Source organism: Cupriavidus sp. OTU4054 (assembly GCF_038440175.1).
In the GTDB taxonomy this organism is placed as follows: Bacteria; Pseudomonadota; Gammaproteobacteria; order Burkholderiales; family Burkholderiaceae; genus Cupriavidus; species Cupriavidus pauculus_D.
Window position 1 is genome coordinate 113,766 of record NZ_JASATF010000017.1, and the last position, 21,169, is coordinate 134,934.

The 21,169-nt window shown below is 66.3% G+C and carries 21 protein-coding genes; 6 read left to right on the forward strand and 15 right to left on the reverse strand.

The features are described from left to right. Nucleotides 1-45: 45 nt before the first annotated feature. On the reverse strand, nt 46-234 hold the full coding sequence (locus AAHB16_RS20120) for a hypothetical protein (protein WP_150372544.1): 189 nt from the start codon (nt 232-234) through the stop codon (nt 46-48). Between AAHB16_RS20120 and AAHB16_RS20125 the strand changes: the two genes are divergently transcribed. Continuing rightward, a complete protein-coding gene (locus AAHB16_RS20125; RefSeq protein WP_150372543.1) occupies nt 223-3,057 on the forward strand; it encodes an EAL domain-containing protein in 2,835 nt (944 codons plus the stop codon). The genes AAHB16_RS20120 and AAHB16_RS20125 overlap by 12 nt on opposite strands. Nucleotides 3,058-3,064: 7 nt before the next feature. Here the strand turns inward: AAHB16_RS20125 and AAHB16_RS20130 are convergent, their stop codons facing one another. The 3 genes from AAHB16_RS20130 to AAHB16_RS20140 form a co-directional block, all read right to left on the reverse strand. Beyond that, entirely contained in the window at nt 3,065-3,634 is a 570-nt protein-coding gene (locus tag AAHB16_RS20130; protein ID WP_150372542.1) for a DUF3318 domain-containing protein, read from the reverse strand. Continuing rightward, nucleotides 3,631-4,008, reverse strand: a complete 378-nt coding sequence (locus AAHB16_RS20135; protein WP_150372541.1) for a phage holin family protein — start codon at nt 4,006-4,008, stop codon at nt 3,631-3,633. Before AAHB16_RS20135 ends, AAHB16_RS20130 begins: the two co-directional genes overlap by 4 nt. Nucleotides 4,009-4,225: 217 nt before the next feature. Next, entirely contained in the window at nt 4,226-4,543 is a 318-nt protein-coding gene (locus AAHB16_RS20140; protein ID WP_317889529.1) for a DUF883 family protein, read from the reverse strand. A 335-nt stretch (nt 4,544-4,878) separates the two neighbouring features. Between AAHB16_RS20140 and AAHB16_RS20145 the strand changes: the two genes are divergently transcribed. Continuing rightward, a complete protein-coding gene (locus AAHB16_RS20145; RefSeq protein ID WP_150372540.1) occupies nt 4,879-5,517 on the forward strand; it encodes a peroxiredoxin in 639 nt (212 codons plus the stop codon). Between the two features lie 64 nt (nt 5,518-5,581). Here the strand turns inward: AAHB16_RS20145 and AAHB16_RS20150 are convergent, their stop codons facing one another. Then, nucleotides 5,582-6,775, reverse strand: coding sequence for an acyl-CoA dehydrogenase (locus AAHB16_RS20150; protein ID WP_342051827.1), 1,194 nt, complete (start codon nt 6,773-6,775; stop codon nt 5,582-5,584). A gap of 109 nt (nt 6,776-6,884) precedes the next feature. On the opposite strand from AAHB16_RS20150, the gene AAHB16_RS20155 reads away from it, so the two are divergent. Then, entirely contained in the window at nt 6,885-7,742 is an 858-nt protein-coding gene (locus AAHB16_RS20155) for an IclR family transcriptional regulator (RefSeq protein ID WP_223851304.1), read from the forward strand. A gap of 9 nt (nt 7,743-7,751) precedes the next feature. Here AAHB16_RS20155 and kynA read toward each other — a convergent pair whose 3' ends face one another. The 3 genes from kynA to kynB are packed head-to-tail and all read right to left on the reverse strand — an operon-like array spanning nt 7,752 to nt 10,567. Beyond that, nucleotides 7,752-8,621 carry a tryptophan 2,3-dioxygenase gene (kynA, locus tag AAHB16_RS20160; RefSeq protein WP_150372537.1) on the reverse strand — a complete coding sequence of 290 codons (870 nt, stop codon included), beginning with the start codon at nt 8,619-8,621 and terminating at the stop codon, nt 7,752-7,754. A gap of 28 nt (nt 8,622-8,649) precedes the next feature. Further along, a complete protein-coding gene (gene kynU, locus AAHB16_RS20165; protein ID WP_342051828.1) occupies nt 8,650-9,906 on the reverse strand; it encodes a kynureninase in 1,257 nt (418 codons plus the stop codon). Between the two features lie 19 nt (nt 9,907-9,925). Further along, complete coding sequence (gene kynB, locus AAHB16_RS20170; RefSeq protein ID WP_150372535.1) at nt 9,926-10,567, reverse strand: arylformamidase; 642 nt, start codon at nt 10,565-10,567, stop codon at nt 9,926-9,928. 131 nt (nt 10,568-10,698) lie between these two features. Here kynB and AAHB16_RS20175 point away from each other — a divergent pair, with 131 nt between their 5' ends. Further along, the gene (locus AAHB16_RS20175; RefSeq protein WP_150372534.1) at nt 10,699-11,175 is read left to right on the forward strand and encodes an Lrp/AsnC family transcriptional regulator; all 477 of its coding nucleotides are present in this window, start codon (nt 10,699-10,701) and stop codon (nt 11,173-11,175) included. Here AAHB16_RS20175 and AAHB16_RS20180 read toward each other — a convergent pair. Beyond that, complete coding sequence (locus AAHB16_RS20180; protein WP_411859790.1) at nt 11,159-11,737, reverse strand: flavin reductase family protein; 579 nt, start codon at nt 11,735-11,737, stop codon at nt 11,159-11,161. The genes AAHB16_RS20175 and AAHB16_RS20180 overlap by 17 nt on opposite strands. 266 nt (nt 11,738-12,003) lie before the next feature. On the opposite strand from AAHB16_RS20180, the gene msrA reads away from it, so the two are divergent. Then, complete coding sequence (gene msrA, locus AAHB16_RS20185; protein WP_150372532.1) at nt 12,004-12,549, forward strand: peptide-methionine (S)-S-oxide reductase MsrA; 546 nt, start codon at nt 12,004-12,006, stop codon at nt 12,547-12,549. Nucleotides 12,550-12,567: 18 nt separating this feature from the next. On the opposite strand, the gene AAHB16_RS20190 is transcribed toward msrA, so the two are convergent. From AAHB16_RS20190 to AAHB16_RS20210, 5 genes are all read right to left on the reverse strand, one after another. Further along, a complete protein-coding gene (locus tag AAHB16_RS20190) occupies nt 12,568-13,596 on the reverse strand; it encodes a DUF72 domain-containing protein (RefSeq protein WP_150373861.1) in 1,029 nt (342 codons plus the stop codon). Nucleotides 13,597-13,619: 23 nt separating this feature from the next. Then, complete coding sequence (locus tag AAHB16_RS20195; protein ID WP_342051829.1) at nt 13,620-14,855, reverse strand: cyclopropane-fatty-acyl-phospholipid synthase family protein; 1,236 nt, start codon at nt 14,853-14,855, stop codon at nt 13,620-13,622. Between the two features lie 220 nt (nt 14,856-15,075). Next, nucleotides 15,076-15,714, reverse strand: coding sequence for a pyridoxamine 5'-phosphate oxidase (gene pdxH / locus AAHB16_RS20200; protein WP_150372530.1), 639 nt, complete (start codon nt 15,712-15,714; stop codon nt 15,076-15,078). 76 nt (nt 15,715-15,790) lie between these two features. After that, nucleotides 15,791-16,984 (reverse strand): MFS transporter, encoded by a 1,194-nt coding sequence (locus tag AAHB16_RS20205; RefSeq protein WP_342051830.1) that lies wholly within the window; start codon nt 16,982-16,984, stop codon nt 15,791-15,793. Nucleotides 16,985-17,199: 215 nt separating this feature from the next. Further along, entirely contained in the window at nt 17,200-19,422 is a 2,223-nt protein-coding gene (locus tag AAHB16_RS20210) for an AsmA family protein (protein WP_342051831.1), read from the reverse strand. A 200-nt stretch (nt 19,423-19,622) separates the two neighbouring features. On the opposite strand from AAHB16_RS20210, the gene tcdA reads away from it, so the two are divergent. Further along, nucleotides 19,623-20,549 (forward strand): tRNA cyclic N6-threonylcarbamoyladenosine(37) synthase TcdA, encoded by a 927-nt coding sequence (gene tcdA / locus AAHB16_RS20215; protein ID WP_342051832.1) that lies wholly within the window; start codon nt 19,623-19,625, stop codon nt 20,547-20,549. Here tcdA and AAHB16_RS20220 read toward each other — a convergent pair. After that, nucleotides 20,546-21,124, reverse strand: a complete 579-nt coding sequence (locus AAHB16_RS20220; protein ID WP_150372526.1) for an AAA family ATPase — start codon at nt 21,122-21,124, stop codon at nt 20,546-20,548. The genes tcdA and AAHB16_RS20220 overlap by 4 nt on opposite strands. Nucleotides 21,125-21,169: the final 45 nt, after the last annotated feature.

The window sequence follows — 21,169 nt, forward strand, 5'->3', positions numbered from 1 at the left end:
GTGTGCGGCACCGTTACACATCGCTTTTTTTCCCATGTGCCTCTATCATGGCGCCGGGCCGGCAAAAAATAACACGTCTGAGTTAAAGACGCCGATACCGTCGTGACCCAGAATGGACGTTGCGCCACGCGCCATACCGCGCGTGTTGGCGACGCTCCGCACTCCTTTATCCGAGGTATCGACGATTTGCTGGCTGCGCGGACGCCGGCAAGGGAAGTCTTTATGCAGCAGCATGGCGGATCCCCGCCGGCCGGCGGACGCGTGCTGCGCGTCGCCTGGCCGTTCGTCCCCGTGGTTATCGCGCTGGCGTTTTTCTGCGTCGCCAGTGTCGATTTGCTATCCGCGTCGCGCGCGTTCATTTCGGCGGAGAGCCTCTGGACCAAGGGCCAGAAGGCCGCCGTTCTCCATCTGCTGAGGTTTGCCGAAACGCGGCAGGACGTCGATTTCGAGGCGTACCGCATGGCCATCGCATTGCCGCTCGGCGATGCCGAGGCGCGCGTCGCGCTCGAGAACGAGGACGATTTCGATCGCGACAAGGCATTCCAGGGCCTGATCGCGGGCGGCAATCATCCCGACGATATCCCGGCGATGATCCGGCTGTATCGCTACTTCCGTAACGTTACCGAGATCGACCGCGCGATTGCGCTGTGGGCCGAGGCCGACCGCGATATCCACAAGCTCGATACGGTGGCGAGCACGCTGCGCGAACGCGCGGCGGACCCCGCCTGCGACGACATCTGCCTGAAGCCGCTGGTCTCGGAAATCACCGAGATCGACGCCCGCCTCACGCCGCTCGAAATCGCGTTCTCGTACAGCATCGGCACGGCCTCGCGGCGCGTGCGCGACACGCTGCTATGGGGCGCGGTCGGCCTGGCCGTGCTGCTGTTGCTGAGCGCCGTCTGGCTGTCCTATCGCATCCTCCGTCAGGAGCGGCAGCTGCGCGAGGCGCTGACCGGTAGCGAAGAGCGGCTCAAGCTCGCCGTGGCTGGCAGCAGCGACGGCCTGTGGGACTGGCATCCGCACCGCGGGGAGCTCTACTTCTCGCCGCGCTGCGCGGAGATGCTCGGCTACGAACCCGATGAACTGCCGCATGCGCGCGAGACCCTGCTTGCACTGATGCATCCGTCCGACGTGCCCGGATTCGAGCGGCAGCTGTCGCGGCATCTGCGCGAGGGTACGCAATACGACGTCGAGTTCCGCTTGCGCCGGAAGGGCGGCGGCTTCCAGTGGGTCCGTTCGCGTGGGCGCATGGTGCGCGGCACGACGGGCAAGCCCGCGCGCATGGCCGGATCGCTGACCGATATCTCCGATCGCAAGGAGTTCGAATCGCAGCTGTTCGCGGAAAAGGAGCGTGCGCAGGTCACGCTGCAGGCCATCGGCGAAGCGGTGGTGACGACGGACGTGTGGGGCCGCATCGAATCGCTGAACCCGGTGGCGGAGCTGCTCACGGGCTGGTCGAATCAGGAGGCGCTGGGCACGTTCCTGGCGCAGACATGTCCGCTGCAGGACGAGGGCACGGGTGCGCCGATCACCGACCTCATCTCGCGCGCGTTGCAGGAGCGCTGGCCCACGCAGGCCATCATGCTGCTGGCGCGGCGAGGCGGCGGTCTGGTCGCGGTCAAGCCGTCGGTCGCGCTGATCCGCGACCGCGCGGGACTTGCCATCGGCGTGGTGCTCGTGATGCATGACGTGAGCATGGAGCGCGCGCACGCCGCGCGGCTCGCGCACGAGGCCACCCACGATGCGCTGACGGGCCTCGTCAATCGCGCGGAGTTCGAGCGACGGCTCGCGGCGGCCACGGGCAGTACACGGCAGACCGACTGCACGCACACGCTGATGTACCTCGACCTCGACCAGTTCAAGGTGGTCAACGATACGTGCGGCCACGCGGCCGGCGACGAACTCATCCGGCAGGTAGCGGAAGTCATGCGGCAGGCGCTGCGCAAGGGCGACACGCTCGCGCGGCTCGGCGGCGACGAATTCGGCGTCCTGCTCGAACACTGTTCGGGCGAGGAAGGCGCGCGCGTGGCCGAGGCCCTGCGCCGCGCGATCTCGTCGTTCCGCTTCGCGCACCGGCAGCGCACGTTCGCGCTGGGCGTGAGCATCGGCGTGGTCAGCCTCGATGGCAGCATCGTCAAGGTGGAGGAAGCGCTCAGCGCGGCCGACGCCGCGTGCTACATGGCGAAGGAGGGCGGGCGCAACCGCGTGCAGATCTATCGCATGGACGACAACGCGATGCAGTCGCGCCGCGGCGAGATGGAGTGGGTCAGCCGCGTGCATGCGGCGCTGGCCGCCGGCCGGTTCTGCCTGTATGCGCAGGAGATCGTGGCGTTGCAGCCGGGCATCGATGGCCGGTCCGGCCGCCATATCGAACTGCTGCTGCGCCTGATCGACGAGCGCGGCGAACTCGTCCCGCCGATGGCATTCGTGCCCGCGTGCGAGCGGTTCAACCTGATGCCGATGATCGACCGATGGGTCGTCGAGACCGGCTTCGCCGCGCTGGCGCGCCTGCAGGCCGAGCAGCCCGGCTGCATCGCGATGTGTTCGATCAATCTATCCGGCGCGTCGCTCGCCGACGATCACTTCCCCGCGTTTGTCCAGCAGCAGGCCGAACTGCAGGGCCTGGCGCTCGATAGCGTCTGCTTCGAGATTACCGAGACCGCGGCCATCGCGAACCTGACGCAGGCGGCCGCGTTCATTCAGCAGCTGCAGGCGATGGGCTGCGCGTTCGCGCTCGACGATTTCGGCGCGGGCATGTCGTCGTTCGCATATCTCAAGCACCTGCCCACCGCGTATCTGAAGATCGACGGCAGCTTCGTGCGCGAGATGCTCGACGATCCCGTCAACCTCGTGATGATCGAGGCGATCCAGCGAATCGGGCAGGCCATGGGCAAGCGCACGATCGCCGAGTTCGTCGAGAGCGAAGCCATGCTGGAGCGTCTGCGCGGACTCGGCATCGACTACGCGCAGGGCCACTACATCGCACGGCCGATGCCGTTCGCGCGCGGCACCAGCGTGCATGTGGAGACCACCGAACGCTTCGCGGTGACGCTATAAGCCGCGGTCAGACCGGCGGCGGTACGATCGGCGACGTGGCGTCCGTGGTTCCCGCAGGCCCCGCGGGTGTCATGGGCGCGGGCGGCGAGTGGACGAGCGGATCGCGAAACCCGGTATCGCCGGGTTTGCGCACGGGCCGCTGCGCGGCCTGCCACGATCGGTAGGCAAAGTAGCCGGCCGCACCGAGCGCGCCGAATTTCGAAAGCTTCCACGCCACGCGTCCGACCGGCGTCTTGCGCAAGAGTGGCAGCGCCAGCGTGATGGCGGTACTCACCATCGGATACTCGCGCGTGATGCCCAGCAGCTTGAGCCAGCCGCCAGGGCGCGTGAGGCCGGCCACCTTGGGCAGCCACGCACTCACGTTGGTCATGCGGCGCGCACCGCCACGCACCTGCTGCAGCGCCTGCAGCGCATCGTAGCGTTCGAGCGCGGCCCGCGTGAGCAGCAGCTCCTTGCGTACCGCGAGCGGCAGCCGGACTTCATGCGAGAAGCGTGCGGGCCGCGGATGATCGCGGCGCGGACGGTCGCCCGCGCGTTGGTCGGCGTACGGGTCCTGATCGTCGTTTGGAGTAGTCATCGGCGCAGCATCTCCCGGTCCTTGTCGAGCTCAGCGAGCGTGGCTTCGAACAGCGGCGGCGCATGGCGCAGCTTGTTGCGCGCGACCAGCAAACAGGCTGCGGCCGCGACGAAGTAGAAGAGCATGATGGCAAGGATGGCCTGCCACCGGTAACTTTCCCAGAACAGGATGACGATCAGCAGCGTGAACGTCATCAGCGCCATGCTGAAAAATGCCAGCGCGAAAAAGGCAAGGAGCGCCACCTTCATCAGTCGGGCGCGCTCCTCGGCCAGTTCCACGCTCGCAAGTTCCAGTCGCGTCTGCAGCATCGATACGATCGAGCTGGCCAGGTTGCGAAGGGCGTCCAGGAACTTCGGGGAAGAGGGTTCGCTCATGCGGCGGTCTTGCGAATGTGCGAGGCGTGACGCGGAAAGACTCGCGACGCGGCCGGCGGGGTTGGAGCCTCCACCTGTGGCAGGGGAGGCCCTGGGCATGGAGACCCGAGCAGGTGGCCCCCGGCAACTACCCGGCGCGGGTCGCCCCGGCCGGGTCAGGTAAAACGTTATGCAGCAACGGGTGGCACGCTCGCACCGCCCGTGCTGGATCTGGATCTTACTTGCGGTTGAGCAGCAGGCCGATCAGCAGGCCCACGCCGGCCGCCACGCCCACGGCGCGCCACGGGTGGTCATGCACGTAATCGTCGGTCGCGCGTGCGGCGGCCTTGCTCTTCGTGACCACGGCGTCCTGCAGATCCTGGGCCTTCTCCTTGGCTTGCTTCAGCAGGCCCATGCCACGCTCGCGCAGTTCGGCAGCTTTCTCGCCGGTAGTCGAGGCCGCTTGCTTAAGCAGTTCTTCGGCGTCGGACAGAACGGTCTTGACATCGCTCATCAGTTTCTCCTGTTTGCGGGCGGTTGGTTGTGTTGGTGACATTTTGCCTTGCTCGCTCCCACTTGTGGCGTTTCGTGTCTCCACGCGGGACATGAAACTAGGATATGTGGCGGCGAGCCATCGTTTCAAGTCTTGACGCACGGTTTCGGGCATTCGATCCGATGTCGATGGCATATCGATATCGGCATCGAGTGCGTTCGGCTATAGTCCGATCCGCTGGAAACCGAAGCGTTACAAGACTCTCGACGGCGTAGGACAGCATTGGTCTTATGACTTCGAGTGATTTTATAGTGACTTTATATTCGTTTGAGTTGGATCGCAATCTCACTAAGCTGGTTCAATTCGATTCTTTCCCCCAGATCAACAGGAGATTAGGCATGTCATTGCGTCTCGGCGATATCGCTCCCGATTTCGAACAGGAGTCGAGCGAAGGCACCATCCGTTTTCACGAGTGGCTCGGCGATGGCTGGGGTGTCCTGTTTTCGCACCCAGCGGACTACACGCCCGTGTGCACGACGGAACTCGGTCTGACCGCGAAGCTCAAGGACGAGTTCGCCAGGCGCGGCGTGAAGGCCATCGCGCTGTCTGTGGATAACGTGGAATCGCACAAGGGCTGGATCGGCGATATCAATGAAACGCAGGGAACGTCGGTCAATTTCCCGATTCTTGCCGACAGCGACCGCAAGGTGTCCAACCTGTACGACATGATTCATCCGAACGCCAACGACACGCTGACGGTGCGTTCGCTGTTCATCATCGATCCGAAGAAAAAAGTGCGCCTGATCATTACGTATCCGGCCAGCACGGGTAGAAATTTCAACGAGATCCTGCGCGTCATCGATTCGCTGCAACTGACCGACAACCACAGCGTCGCCACGCCGGGCAACTGGCAGGACGGTGACGATGTGGTGATCGTGCCGTCGCTGAAGGACGAAGAGGTGATCCGCCAGAAATTCCCGAAGGGCTACAAGGCGGTGCGTCCGTACCTGCGTCTGACGCCGCAGCCGAACAAGTAATCCTGGTGGTGTGATTTTCGCCCGGCGCGACCGATGTCCCGCCGGGCGTTTTGTTTTTACCGGATCAGAAAAACGCTTGCAGGCCGGTCTGGGCGCGGCCCAGGATCAGCGCGTGGATGTCGTGCGTGCCTTCGTAGGTGTTGACCACCTCGAGGTTGACCACGTGACGGATCACGCCGAACTCGTCGGAAATGCCGTTGCCGCCGAGCATGTCACGGGCAACGCGGGCGATGTCCAGCGACTTGCCGCACGAATTGCGCTTCATGATCGAAGTGATTTCCACCGCCGCCGTGCCTTCGTCCTTCATGCGGCCCAGGCGCAGGCAGCCCTGCAGCGCGAGCGTGATCTCGGTCTGCATGTCGGCCAGCTTCTTCTGCACGAGCTGCGTGGCGGCCAGCGGGCGGCCGAACTGCTTGCGGTCCAGCGTGTACTGGCGCGCGGTATGCCAGCAGAATTCGGCGGCGCCGATCGCGCCCCAGGCGATGCCGTAGCGTGCCGAGTTCAGGCACGTGAACGGGCCCTTGAGGCCGCTGACGCCCGGCATGATGTTCTCTTCGGGCACGAACACCTGGTCCATCACGATCTCGCCCGTGATCGACGTGCGCAGGCCCACCTTGCCGTGGATCGCCGGGGCCGACAGGCCCTTCCAGCCCTTCTCGAGGATAAAGCCGCGGATCGCGTCCTTGCCGTCCTCGCCCTGGAGCTTGGCCCACACGACGAACACGTCGGCGATCGGGGAGTTGGTGATCCACATCTTGGCGCCGCTGAGCTCGTAGCCGCCATCCACCTTCTTCGCGCGGGTGACCATCGAGCCCGGGTCCGAACCGTGGTTCGGCTCGGTCAGGCCGAAGCAGCCGATCCATTCGCCGGTGGCGAGCTTCGGCAGATACTTTTCCTTCTGGGCATCGCTGCCGAATTCGTAGATCGGCACCATCACGAGCGACGACTGCACGCTCATCATCGAGCGATAGCCCGAGTCCACGCGCTCCACTTCGCGCGCGATCAGGCCGTAGCTCACGTAGTTGAGGCCCGGGCCGCCGTATTGCTCCGGAATGGTGGGGCCCAGCAGGCCCAGTTCGCCCATCTCGCGGAAGATCTCGACATCGGTCTTCTCGTTACGGAAGGACTGCAGCACGCGCGGCATGAGCTTGTCCTGGCAGTAGGACGCCGCCGCGTCACGCACCATGCGCTCTTCGTCGGTGAGTTGCTGGTCCAGCAGCAGAGGATCGGTCCAATGGAATTCGGCGTTCGCGGCCATCGAGGTCTCCTGAAGATTTAAAGTTCCGCATTGCGGAACCATGTTCCGATGCGGTAGTATAGCCGAACCTCGTGGCGGTGCAATACCGTTGCGCAATCAGGAGACCGCCGTGGCCGATGTGCCGATTCCCCAGACATCCGATGTCGTTGCCGACACCGTCCCGGATAGCGCCCCAGACAGCGCCCCAGATAGCGCGGCGGGCGAGCGGGCCAGCGACCCGAATTTCGTCACCGCGCTCGCGCGCGGCCTCGAACTGCTGCGCTGCTTCCGCACGGGCGAGGCGATGCTGGGCAACCAGGACTTCGTGCGCCGTACCGGTTTTCCGAAGGCGACCGTGAGCCGGCTGGCCGGCACGCTGGTCCAGCTGGGCTATCTTCGCTATGACGCCTCGCTCGGCAAGTACGCGCTCGACGCCGGCGTGCTCGCGCTAGGGTTCTCGTATCTGTCGGCGTCGAATGTCGTGGCGCTGGCGCGCCCGCATATGCTCGCGTTCGCGCAGTCGCATGGGGTGTCGGTGTCGCTGGGCAAGCGCGACCGGCTCGAGGTCATCTACCTCGAGTCGATTCGTAACGACGCGGGCGTGATGCTCGGTCTCGGGGTGGGGTCGCGGCTGTCGCTGGTTTCGAGCTCGATGGGGCGCGCGTACCTGGCGGCGTTGCCCTCGGCGCGGCGCGAGCGCGTGATCGCGGAATTCGCGCAGGCCTATCCCGAGCAATGGCGTCAGCAGGAGGCGCCGATGCGTGTGGCACTCGAAGCGGCCGAGCGCCTCGGGTACTCGGCGTCGTTCCGGGACTGGCATCCGGCGATCCACGCCTGTGCGGTCGCGTTCCGGCCGATTGGTGAACGCGAGATCCATATGCTCAGCTGCAGCGCATCGTATGGCGCGGTGCCTGAACAGGACTTCCATGACAAGCTCGCGCCGGCGCTGCGCGCGCTGGCGGCGCGGCTGTCGGAGGCCACGGGCTGAGCCGGGGGCTCAGAGATCGGTGCGCAGCTTCCACAGTTCCGGAAACAGGACCACGTCGAGCATCTTGCGCAGATAGCCGACGCCTTCGGTGCCGCCGGTGCCGCGCTTGAAGCCGATCACGCGTTCGACCGTCGTCACATGGCGGAAGCGCCATTGGCGGAACGCATCCTCGAGATCCACGAATTTTTCGCCGAGCTCGTAGAGATCCCAGTGCGCGGACGGGTCGCGATAGACCTGCAGCCACGCCGCCTCCACCGACGCGTTGTCGCCCGCCGGTTGCGACCAGTCGCGCTCGAGGCATGCCGCGTCGATCGCAAAGCCGCGCCGTGCCATCAGGCGAATGGCCTCGTCGTACAGCGAGGGCGTGCGCAGCGCGGTCTCGACCAGCGCGAGGTGCTCCGCCCGATGCGCATGCGGCCGCAGCATGGCCGCGTTCTTGTTGCCGAGGATGAATTCGATCTCGCGATACTGATACGACTGGAACCCGGACGATGCGCCGAGGTACGGCCGCATGGCCGAGTATTCAGGCGGCGTCATCGTGGCCAGCACGTTCCACGCCTGGACGAGCTGGTCCATGATGCGCGACACGCGCGTCAGCATCTTGAACGCGGGCGGCAGGCGGTCTTCGCGCACGCTCTCGCGTGCCGCGCGCAGTTCATGCAGCATCAGCTTCATCCACAGCTCGGTGGTCTGGTGCTGGACGATGAACAGCATCTCGTTGTGGTCGGGCGAGCGCGGATGCTGGGCATCGAGGATCTGATCGAGGCCGAGGTAGTCGCCGTAGCTCATGTCGCGCGCGAAGTCCATCTGCGCGCCGTGCCAGTCGCCCTCGCCGGTGGTGGTCTTGCCCGAGAACGGGCATCCCGAGGTGGTGCTCATAGGTTTCTGCCTTGAAAATCGGATCGAATCAGGTCACTTGCCCGCGCACCGCGAAGCGGTCTTCGCGATAGACGCCCGTATCGAGCACGTCGCGCAGCACCTCGACGGCATCCCATACCTCTGTAAAGCTCGTGTACAGCGGCGTAAAGCCGAACCGCGCGATCGACGGCTCGCGATAGTCGCCGATGACGCCGCGCTCGATCAGCGCCGCCACGACCGCATACCCGTCGGGATGCGCAAAGCTGACGTGGCTGCCGCGGCGGGCATGGTCGCGCGGCGTGACGAGCTTCAGCGGATGATCGCCGCAGCGATGCTCCGCGAGGCGGATAAACAGGTCCGTGAGCCGCAGCGACTTCTCGCGCAGCGCGGCCATGCTCGTCTGCGCGAACACGTCCAGGCCGCATTCGACGAGCGCGAGCGACGTCATCGGCTGCGTACCGCAGAGGAAGCGCCCGATCCCCTCGGTGGGCCGATAGCGCGGCGACATCGCGAACGGCGCGGCATGGCCCCACCATCCCGACAGCGGCTGCCAGAATGCATCGCGCAGCGCGGGCGCGACCCACACGAACGCGGGCGAGCCGGGGCCGCCGTTGAGGTATTTGTAGGTGCAGCCGATCGCGTAATCGGCATGCGCGCCATGCAGATCGACGGGCACCGCGCCGGCCGAGTGGGCGAGGTCCCATACCGTGAGCGCGCCGCGCGCATGAGCGAGTTCGGTCAGGCCCGTCATGTCGAGCATCTCGCCTGACTTGTAGTTGACGTGCGTGAGCATGAGCACCGCGCAATCGGCATCGATCGCGGCATCGAGTTCGGAGGGATCGTCGACGAGGCGCAGCGAATAGCCGCGCTGGAGCAGGTCCGCAAGGCCCTGCGCGATATAGAGGTCGGTCGGGAAGTTGCTCGACTCGGACACGATCACGCGGCGCGCGGGGTCGCGCTGCTGCTGCACGCGCAGCGCGGCGGCCAGCACCTTGAACAGGTTGATCGACGTGGTGTCGGTGACCACCACTTCATCGTCGCGTGCGCCGATCAGCGGCGCGAGCTTGTTGCCGAGCCGGCGGGGCAGATCGAACCAGCCCGCGTCGTTCCAGCTGCGGATGAGTCCGTTGCCCCATTCGGCGGCGACGACTTCGGCGGCGCGCGCGGTCGCGGCGTGCGGCCGCGCGCCGAGCGAGTTGCCGTCGAGGTAGATCACGCCCGAAGGCAGCGCGAATTGCTCCCGCAGCGGCGCAAGCGGATCTTCGCGGTCGAGCGCGAGGCAGTGTTCCCGGGTGAAGGCTGTCATGGGCAGAGGGCGGTGGAAATCAGGGAAGGGTTCGCAGTACCGCGCGCACGGGGCTGGCATCGAGGCCCGCCAGCCGGAGCGGCAGCGCAATCAGTTCGTAGTCGCCGGCAGGCACGTCGTCGAGCACGATGCCCTCGAGAATCGCGAGGCCGTGGGCATGCACGGCGCGATGGGCGTCCATGGTCCTGGAGTCCTGCGGGTCTAGCGAGGGCGTGTCGATGCCGATCAGCCGCACGCCATGCGCGGCCAGCAGCGCGATGGTCTCCGCGGCCACGGCGCAGAACTGGCTGTCCCACGCGTCGAGCGGCGCGCGCGCGTAGGTGCGCAGCAGCACACGCGGCGGCGTGCCATCGAGCGCATCGGCAATCTGGTCGGGCGTGACGGCGGGCCTGGCGCCGAGGCAGTGGATCACGCGGCATGGGCCCAGATACGCATCGAGCGCGACATCGCCGATCGCGGCGCCATCCGCCGCGTAATGGAGCGGGGCGTCGGTGTGGGCGCCCGTATGGGGCGACATCGTGATGCGGCCCACATTGACGGGGCAGTGGGCATCCATCTGCCACGACGGCTGATGCTGGAACGGCGTATCGCCGGGCCAGACGGGCGTGGCGGGGGACACCGGCGGCGTGATATCCCAGAGCGTGCGGGGCGCGTTTGTCATGGCAAACCTTTCTCGATGCATGCCCGCATGGTAGTCAAAACATCGCGAAAGAGGCTTGCCATTTCACCGCGAAAATCGATACGATTTCGCAGAATCTTGCGTAGAACAACTATTTCACGGTGGAATCTGCAATGACCCTCGACCCCATCGATCTCCGTATCCTGACCTGCCTGCAGGAGAACGGCCGCATCAGCAATCAGGATCTGGCGGACCGCGTGGCGCTGTCGCCATCGGCGTGCCTGCGGCGCGTGCGGCTACTCGAGGAAGGCGGGGTGATCGGGGGCTACCGCGCGTGGTTCGACGCGGAACAGCTGGGGCTGGAGATCGAGGCGATCGTGCAGGTATCGATGCGCCACGACGTGGAAGGGTGGCACGAGACGTTCAACGAGGCCGTGCAGGCGTGGCCCGAAGTGCTGTCTGCCTACGTGATCACCGGCGACAGCAGCTACATCCTGCGCGTGCAGGCGCGCAACCTCAAGCACTACTCGGATTTCATCGTCAACCGGCTCTACCGCACGCCGGGCGTGATGGATATCCGGTCGAACATCGTGCTGCAGCGGATCAAGACCGAAGGGTCGCCGCTGGCGATCCTCAAGGCAGGGGCTTGAGCGTCGAGAACCCGCCGCGCTGGAACACGAGTGGCTGGCCGGCGTCGTCGAGAATGCCGCAGCGTTCCACTTCGCCGACGAAGATCACATGATCGCCCTCGTCGTAGCGACTGCGGTTGTGGCATTCGAACCAGGCCAGCGCGTTGGCGAGAATCGGCAGCCCGGTCTCGGACAGGCGATAGTCCACGCCGGCGAACCGGTCTCCCTTGAGCGTGGCAAAGCGTTGGCAGAGATCCAGCTGCGAGGCGGCCAGCACGTTGATGATGTAGTGCGATCCCGCGCGGAACATCGGCAGGCTGCTGGCGCGCATGGCCAGGCTCCAGAGCACGAGCGGCGGGTCGAGCGAGACGGAGTTGAAGGAACTGGCGGTAATTCCGACAAACGGTGCGCCGCCGTGGTGATGATGGCCGGCCGAGCGCGTGGTCATGACGGTCACGCCCGTGGCGAACTGCGACAGCGCACGGCGGAAATGCTGGGTATCGAAGTCGGGCGCGGCCGCGCCGCTTGCGGCGGGGTCCGCATCCGGGCCCTCCAGGCGGCTTCCGGTTTCAGGCATGCCCATGTCTTGGGCTCCACACAATTCCATGACGGGTTCCACAGTGTAATCGCGCTCGCGGATGCGCGCGCGCAACCACAACCTAATCTCCAGGCGCGGGCCGCTCGGTTGGGCTCCGCACGAATCGCGCCACCCGGGCCCACCCGGGCATACCCGTGATTGTAGCGGACGGGGTGCGCCCGCCGCCCCTTCATATTTGCAAGCGCGTCTCCATTTGCTTGAATATCCTAGTGAATGGGGAAGACGACATGACGGCGAAGGGAGCCAAAGACATGGAACAGCAACAGTTGGAGATCGCCACGCTTGGCGGCGGATGCTTCTGGTGTCTGGAAGCGGTCTATCAGCACGTGGAGGGTGTGCGTGCCCTGGAGTCCGGTTATACGGGCGGCCATGTCAGTCATCCCACGTACCGGCAGGTCTGCGAGGGCGACACGGGACACGCCGAGGTGGTGCGCGTGACATTCGACCCGTCCGTGATCACCTACCGCGAGATCATCGAGATCTTCTTCGCGATCCATGACCCAACCACGCTGAACCGGCAGGGCAACGATGTGGGGACGCAGTACCGGTCCGTGATCTTCACGCATTCGGAGGCGCAGCGCGCGACCGCCGAGTACGTGATGCGCGAGATCGCGGCCAACAAGGTCTATGACGATCCGATCGTGACGCAGATCGAGCCGGAGCAGCCGTACTGGCGCGCCGAAGAAAGCCACCAGAACTACTACGTCGATCATCCGGGGCAGGGCTACTGCGCGTTCGTCATCACGCCGAAGGTGGCCAAGTTCCGCAGGCAGTTCGCGCACCGCCTGCGTCAGTAAGGGCTCGCCGTACGCAGGTCAGAGCCGCTCGGCAATGGCCTGCGCCAGCTTCAGGCAAGTCAGCGGGGCCGAGCCCTCGGCCTTGTTGCTGACGATCACGTAGGCGGGCTGGTCCGCCGCGAGCGTGCGCACGACGAGGTCGGCAATGGCCTCGCGCGTCGGCGCATCCTCGTCCACGAGCTTGTCGAACGGCGCGTACGCGGCCTCGGCGATCTCGTACGAGCGGCCCTGATACAGCATCCATCGCAGCACGAGCGGTCCCGGCGCTTCGGCGTCCATGAGCGCCTGCGCGCCCGCCTGGCGGCTGACCGGCGGCAGGCGATCGCGCGCGGACAGGCAGAAGCGCACGCCATGCGCGCGCAGCAGCTTGATATAGCGCGGCGTCAGCAGCGACGGGTCGCGCATCTCCACCGCATAGCATGCGAACGGCGTCAGCGACGGGTCCAGCGGCGGCAGCGCCTGCAGGAACGCGCCCAGCCGCGCGTGAAAGGCCTCGGCGTCGCTGGCCATGCTGCCGAGCGGCGAGAGCTGGAACAGCAGCGGGCCGCAACGGCGTCCGAGTCCGCCCGTCGCGGGCACGATAAAGTCGCGCACGGCGATATCGGGGTCGAGGAACGCCGCGTTGGGCAGGCGCCCCGCGCCGTCCGATCCGCGCACCCAGCCGTCGCAGACGCTGGCGGGCCCCTTGATCAGGAAACGGAAATCTTCGGGGACCTGGGAGGCGTAGGACAGGTAGTCGGCGAGCGGAATCGGACCGTAGAAGCCGCGGTCGATGCCGGCGGCGCGCAGCAGCGGATGCCGGCCGTATGCGGTCAGTCCCTTGCGCGCGAGCAGGCTCTCGCTGTACTGACCATCGTAGACGAGGCCGTGCCAGCCCGGATAGGACCACGACGACGTGCCGAGGTAGAGATGGCGCGGCAGGCGCGCGGCCAGCGCGGCGAGCTCGGCCGAGACCTCGGCGGGCTGGATCGCCTTGCCCCGCGCGGCCCTGGCCGAGGGTGCCGCGCGGTCGTCGGCCGGCGTATCGTCAGCCGAGTCGGCCGGCATGCCAAACAGGTCTAGATTCGTCGTCAACTGGCCAGCGTGGTGTCGTAGATATACCGTCGCGACGAAGGCAGCGTCTCAGCCTGTCGTCCCGCCTTGTGGCAGACGATCTGGTAGATCGACATCTGGTCCGTCGTGAACGCGTGCGCGCATCCGGCCAGGTACACGCGCCAGATGCGGAACTTGGTTTCGCCGACCATCTCGCGAATGGCATCGCCATGGGCCTCGAAATTCTCGGCCCAGTGGCGCAGCGTCTGCGCATAGTGCCGCCGCAGCAGTTCCACGTCAAATGCCTCGAGCCCACCCTGCTGCAGGGTCTGCAGCACGAGGCCGATATGCGGGAGCTCGCCCTGCGGAAACACGTAGCGGTCCATGAAGGCCGCGCCGTCCATCGGCACCTCGCCGCTGTCCGGATCGGTCGCGGTGATCCCATGGTTCATCGCCACGCCGTCGTCGGCCAGCAGCTCGCGGATGCGCCCGAAGTAGCCGGGCAGGTTGTCCTTGCCCACATGCTCGAACATGCCGACGCTCGTGACGCGGTCGAACTGCCCCGTGACGTCGCGGTAATCCTGCAGCCGGATCTCGATCCGGTCCGCCAGCCCGGCTTCCTTCACGCGTGCCGTGGCGAGGTCGAACTGGTTCTGCGAGAGCGTAATGCCCACGCAGCGCGCGCCGAACTTCTGCGCGGCGCGGATCACGAGCGCGCCCCATCCGCAGCCGATATCGAGCAGCGTCTGCCCGGGCTGCAGCCGGATCTTCGTCAGGATATGGTCGATCTTCTTCAGCTGCGCGGTCGCGAGGTCCTCGTCGCCATGTTCGAAGTAGGCGCAGGAATACACCATGCGCGGGTCGAGCCACAGTTGATAGAAGTCGTTGGAGACGTCGTAGTGGTACTGGATCGCGGACTTGTCTTCCTGCTTCGAATGCGTGAAGTGCTGCGCCACCCTGGCCAGCATGCCGCCCGCGACGGACTTTGCGGCCGCCGAGAAGCCGTATCCCACATTGATGATGTCGGCCAGCTTGCCGTCGAGATCGATCTTCTGCTGCACGTAGGCCTCGCCGAGGTTGTCGAGGCTCGGCACGAGCAGCAGCGGCAGCGCCGCGGCCTCGCGCACGGTCAGCGTGACATCGGGCGTCTCGAACCGGCCCAGCGCGAACTCGCTGCCATTCCACAAACGCAATCGGACCGGAAGGTTGGCGTGCTCGCGCACGTCGGCGATCCAGCGTTCGAGTTGGGTATCCAAAGCTTGTTTGAACAACATGCCGTGCTCTCCCGTAATGGCAACGATCCATTGACTCTACTGCCGAACGGGAGCGCGCGTGTGACGGGCCCTTTGCTTGTCTAGGCGAGCAAACATGGATTCCCGGCCTCGCGGAAACGCAAGCTGGGCGTGGCTTTCAGGGATATAGGGAGCGCGTGGCGCGGCGCGGCGCGGGACTGTCCAGACCGTTCGACAGATCGTCCAACGGTCGGGACAAAAATCAGGGCGACAATCGCACAATGCGCCAGCTGCCGTCGTCCTGACGGCGGAAGCCGATGCGGTCGTGCAGGCGCGATGCGCGGCCCTGCCAGAACTCGATCCAGTTCGGCATCAGGCGGTAGCCGCCCCAGTGCGGCGGGCGGGGCGGATCGTCGCCGAAGCGCGCGCGGAAATCCGCCTCGCGGGCTTCGAGCACACCACGGTCGGCCACCTCGCGGCTTTGCTCCGACGCCCAGGCGCCGAGCCGGGAGCCGAGCGGACGCGACACGAAATATGCATCGCTTTCGGCTTCATCGACCTTGCGGACTTCGCCCTCGATGCGCACCTGGCGCTCGAGTTGCACCCAGTGGAAGAGCAGCGCCGCGCGCGGGTTGGAGAGCAGGTCGTTGCCCTTGCGGCTCTCGTAGTTGGTGAAGAACGTGAACCCCGATGCGTCCACGCCCTTGAGCAGCACGATGCGCGCCGAGGGCTGGCCGTTCGCGCCAACGGTCGCGAGGGTCATGGCGTTGGGGTCGGGCATTTTCGCGACCACGGCCTCGTCGAACCATCGCTGGAACTGCACGATCGGGTCGTTGGCCACGTCGGTTTCGGAGAGCGCGCCGAGCACGAATTGGCGGCGCAGGTCGGCTAGTTCAGTCATGTCACATCTGCACGAAAACATCACGAAGGATGCTTCGAGTATAGCGAATGCGCCGCATGGCGCGACCTGCGCTGCATCAAACGGGAGGCAATGCCTTGTTGCGCGTCTGCGTGCGCGAGTAGTAGCCGGCCATGCCCATCGCGCCCGCCATCGAGAGGAAGATCGGCAGCATGCCCAGCGCCGTGCCCACCACGCCGAACGTGAGCGGCCAGACGACCTGGCTCGTGTTCAGCACGGCCGAGCGCAGGCCGAGGGCCTCGCCGGCGCGGCCCGAGGGCGAGGCGATATGCAGGATGTTCATGACATTGGGCTGCGCGCTGCCGAGCGCGAGACCCAGCAGGAACGCGAGCGCGCACATCAGCCAGAACTGCGAGACGAACGGATAGATCAGGTAGGCGAGCGCGCCCACCGTCAGCGCGATGCGAATGATCTTCCATTCCGAGAAATGGCGCGTGATCAGCGGCATGGCGATACGGATGGCCAGCGTGGCGAGCGAGAAGGCGCCGAGCACCCAGCCGATCGACGATGGGGTGAGGCCGATGTTCGAGCCGCGAATCGGGATCAGGAACGCGTGCAGGTCCCACGCGGCCGAGAGCACCGCGCTCGCGACGAACACCGCGCGCAGCTCGGGGTACTGAAGCAGGCTCAGCGTCGATTGCCGCGAGCCGTCCTCGATGGCGATGCGGCCCGCGTTGCCGCCCGTGGCGGGCAGGCGCGGCCGCACGTACTGGAGGCCGATCTGGCCCGCGATGGCCACCCCGACGAGCACGATGAAGGCCCAGCGGAACCCTGCATGTTCGATCACGTAACCCATCGTCACCGGGCCGAGCGTGCCGGAGACGGACAGCCCCAGCGCATGCAGCGAATAGTTGCGCAGCCGCGTCTCGTTGGTCGAGACCTGTCCGATCAGCAGCTGCATGGCCACCTGCACCAGCATGAAGCCGACGCCGATCAGCGCGCAGGCGCCATACAGCGATGCGATGTCGTGCCACACCGCGGGCATCAGCGTGCCGGCCACGACCATGATCGAGCCCGCGGTCATCGGCAGTCGCGGCCCGATGGCATCGATCCGGCGGCCCGCGGGAATCGCGAGGAACATCGGCAGCAGCGCATAGAGCGCCATCAGCACGCCGAGCGTGATCGTCGAGGCCTTGAGGGAGATGGCGAACAGCGAGACGACAACGCGGCTCGCGTTGAAGGCGACGTGATTGCACACCGTGAGGGCGATCAGCCAGCTGATCGGCGGCACCGTGGCAGGGGGCAACGTCATTTGGGGGGCGGGGGCTTGTAAATGGCCGTTTAAGTATGCGCCTCAATGTGGCACATGCACAACAACGGGGACTGTGTCGTGCAAAAACGCAACGGTCTTGGTGCGGTCAGTCGTGCGGTCAGTCGTGCGGCCGGTCGCGGGGCGGTCGAGGGGTGGTCGGAGGCGTCGGAAAAAAGCAACGCCCCCGGATCGCGCTATCGGGCCCCGGGCGCGCCTCAGCTGCCTTCGTGCATGGGGTCCGGCTGCTGGATGGCCGTGGGGGCCGTCGGCTTCTTTGCGGAGGCGGCGTCCGCCGGGGTGTTTCCGGAAGGCGCGGCGGCGGCCGGCGCACTGGCCGCCTGCGCCTTGGGATCCTTGTAGGTCTTGCCCGGCGGCGGCGCCGTGGGGCGCTTCTTGAGTTCCGTCAGCAGGCGTCCGCACTGGCTCTCGTCGCCCGGCGACAGGTCGATGAGCGGCAGCACCGCGGCCACGGGCGCCACGAGCGCGAGCGCGACGGCCCCGCCCGCGCGCAGCGCGAGTACCGCGATATTCGGACTCACGGACGGCTTCTTGAACGTGCCGCCGATATAAAGCGGCGACCGCAGCGAGATGATCCGCACGCCCTTCGAATCGGGATGGATCGTCAGCGCCGTGCGCTCGTTGGCAAGATCGACCGCGCCATCGACATTGATGACCGCGTCCTGCGTATCGAGCACGAACGTGCGCGCGCGCCCCACGCCGTTGGTAAAGCCGAAGTCCGCGACGCCGCAGTTGATCTGCACGGGTTTGTCGCCGAAGAGCTTGGAGATCACGACGCTCCCGACATTGAGCCCCATGGCTTCGAGGATGAATTTGCTGACGGTGCCGTTCTCGACGAGCAGCCGTGCCTCGCCATTGGACGTGCCCAGCAGGGCGGCCACGGAGTTGCCGGTGGCGGACAGCTTCGCGGCGCCGTTGATCTCGCCGATGCTCGCGCGCATGGACTCGACCTTCGGGAACATTTGCTTGATCTTGAGGCGCCGCGCGTTCATGTCGATCATCGCGGCCATCGGTTCGCGCTTGCCGTCGAGCCGGATCGTCGAGACGAGGTTGCCGCCCGCCACGCCGAAATTGAGCGGATCGAGCAACAGCACGCCATCGGTCAGCTTCAGGTGCGTGGTCAGGTTCGTGATCGGCAGGTCTTCGGTCCGCACGATGCGCCGGCCCGTGAATTGCACGTCGGCGTCGATCTGGTCCCAGCGCTCCGTGTGGAATGGTGCGACCGGCAGCGCCTTGTCGGCGGGCTGCTTGACGCTGCTGTCGGACGCCGCTTCGCCGGGCTTGGCATCGGCACCGATCAGCGGCGCGAGATCGGAGAACAGCAACTGCTTCGATTCGAGCTCGCCCGAGAGCAGCGGGCGCGGCGAGCGTTGCTGGAAGTTCAGCGTACCCCCCAGGTCGCTGCCGCCCACCTTGCCGGTGAAGTTGCGATAGCTGTAGCTCGATGCGTCCTTCCTGAGCGTGGCCACGAGCCGGCCGCGCGTTTCATACGGGGGTGTGGACGGGAGCACGATGCCGGTAAGCGCGTAGAGCTTGGCCATGTTGTCGCCGGACAGGGCCAGGTGCACGTCCAGCGCGCCCAGGTGCGCGGGATTCGTCAGCGTGCCCTCGATGACCGCGCGCGTGCCGCCGACGCGCACGTCGGCCTGCACGGGAAACGGCGTGTCGGTATCGCGCAGGCTCAGCACCGTGCCGGCCTTGCCGCTGGCGTTGATGGTGGCCTGGTTGTAGTGGCCCACCGCTTTCCAGCGCAGGCCGTAACGGCGCTCGTCGGAGGGGTTGCCCTGTACGGCCGAGGCTTCCGACGCGGCATTGATCAATGCGCCATCGCGCGCCTTGTTGTACAGCGCGTTGTCGCCGATGGTGCCGATCTCGGCCTGCATGTCGATCTTGGACGCGGCGTCGTTGAGCGCGATATTGCCCTGCGCGAGCACGATCTCGCCGATGTCGAGATGCCAGTTCGAGTTGCCGGTCTTGGGGCCGGTATCGAAGGTCCAGTTGTTGCGCTTGTCGGCAAGGCGCTCGAGCCAGACGGCGGGGCTGTCGATCACGATGCTCGGCACGTTGATCTCGTGCGCGAGCAGCGGCAGCGGCCGCAGCACGAAGATGACCTCGCGCACGGTCGCCATCTGCGGGGCCTTGGCCCAGTCGGTATTGCCGATCGTGATATCGCTTGCCGAGAGTCTCGGCCACGGCACCAGCGTGCGCCAGCCGGTTTCGCCCTGCGCGCGCTTCCAGGTCACGACGAGGTCGCCGTTGATCGCGAACGGACGGCCGATGGCCTGCGACACCTTGTCGTTGAGCCAGGGCTTGAGCCGATTCCAGTCGAACGTGAGAATCACGATCACGATGATGGCGATCAGCGCGAGCGGCGTAAAAATGCTCCAGAGGGCAACCTTCTGGCGGCGGGTGACGGGCATGGAGTTGGCCTTGTAATCGTGTGCGGCGCCCGGGCGGGCCGAAGCGGCGCATCAACCACTGCAAGTCATTGTAGGAATCGCGGCGCGCGCGTGTTGTCGGTCATCCGCTGACATTGCGGTCGCCGGTGCGCCGATTTTCGTCCAATGACATAAAATGCCGGCCTGAAGTTGCCCCCAGAGTCGCCCCTGTTTCCCCAAGCATGACCATTGCCCCTACGCCCCTGGCCGACCTGTCGGATCTGCCCGCGCCCCTCGCCCATGAATCGCCCGAGGACGACGACTACCATCGCCGCTTCGGCGGTGTCGCGCGCCTCTACGGCGCGGACGGCCTTGCGCGGCTCGAGGCGGCGAACGTGTGCGTGGTCGGTGTCGGCGGCGTGGGCAGCTGGGCCGCGGAGGCGCTGGCGCGCAATGCCGTGGGCCGCATCACGCTCATCGACCTCGACCATATCGCGGTGTCCAACACCAACCGGCAGATCCATGCGCTCGGCGATGCCTATGGCCGCGCGAAGGTGGAGGCGATGGCCGAGCGTATCGTCGCGATCAATCCGCGCTGCCGCGTGACCACCGTCGATGATTTCGTGACCACCGACAACGTGGCCGAGCTGCTGTCGGGCTTCGACTACGTGATCGATGCGATCGATTCGGTCAAGGTGAAGATCGCGATGATCGCCTGGGCGCGCCGTGAAGGGCGCGCGTTCATCACGTGCGGCGGCGCGGGCGGACAGCTCGACCCGACGCGCGTGCGCATCGAGGATCTGTCGCGCACGGTCCAGGATCCGCTGCTCGCCAAAGTGCGGCAGTCGCTGCGGCAGAAGTGGAACTTCCCGCGCAATCCGAAGCGCAAGTTCGATATCCAGGCCGTGTACTCGGACGAGCCGCTCCGTTATCCGGAGCCCGAACAACAGGCGTGCGAGATCGACGAGGCGCCGCCCGTGCAGCCGGTGGCCCCGAGCGGCCCGCAGGGGCTCGCGTGCGCGGGCTTCGGCTCGTCGGTGGCGGTGACGGCGGTGTTCGGGTTCGTTGCCGCGTCGGCCGTGATCGGGAAGCTCGCCGCCGCGGCGCCTGCCACCAGCCAGACCACCAGCCAGACCACCAGCCAGACCACCAGCCAGGCCACCAGCTAGGCCGCCAGCGTTTTCAGCAGCGCGTCCACCTGCGCCGCGTCGGGTGCGGAGTTGTCGAAGAAGATCAGTTCCGGATAGTCGGCGGGCGCCGGCTGGAACCGGCGCGTGCGGTACGTATCCCAGTGCGCAAGCTTGTACGCATCGTTGGGATTGCCGCGGCGGATGATGCGCGCATGCGCCTCGTCCTCGGGCAGATGCACCCACAGAATACTGACGGTCGTGCCCGCCGGCACGTGGAGCCATTGTGGATCGCTGAGCTGGTGCGCGCGAATCTCGCGAGAGAGCGGGCCGATGACGATCACGCTGATGCCGAGCGCGAGATTCTCGCGCGCGGTATCGAGCAGCCCTTCGTATTCGGGATCGCGCAGGTTGTCGAGGTAGGCCGGACTGTCGCGGTCGTTCGGGTCGCCCGTGATCGCGCGCATCGCGGCCGCGCTGTAGCGGCCGTAGAGCGTGTCCTTGTCCAGCAGGCAGAACGGTTCGCCGGTGGCGGCCATCAGCGGGCCGATCAGCCGGTGCGCGAGGGTGGTCTTGCCGGTGCCGGCGTGACCGCAGAAGAAAATCAGTCTGGGCATGGGGCACAGCATAACGCGGTATCCTTGCGGCTTGCATCTCGAGTG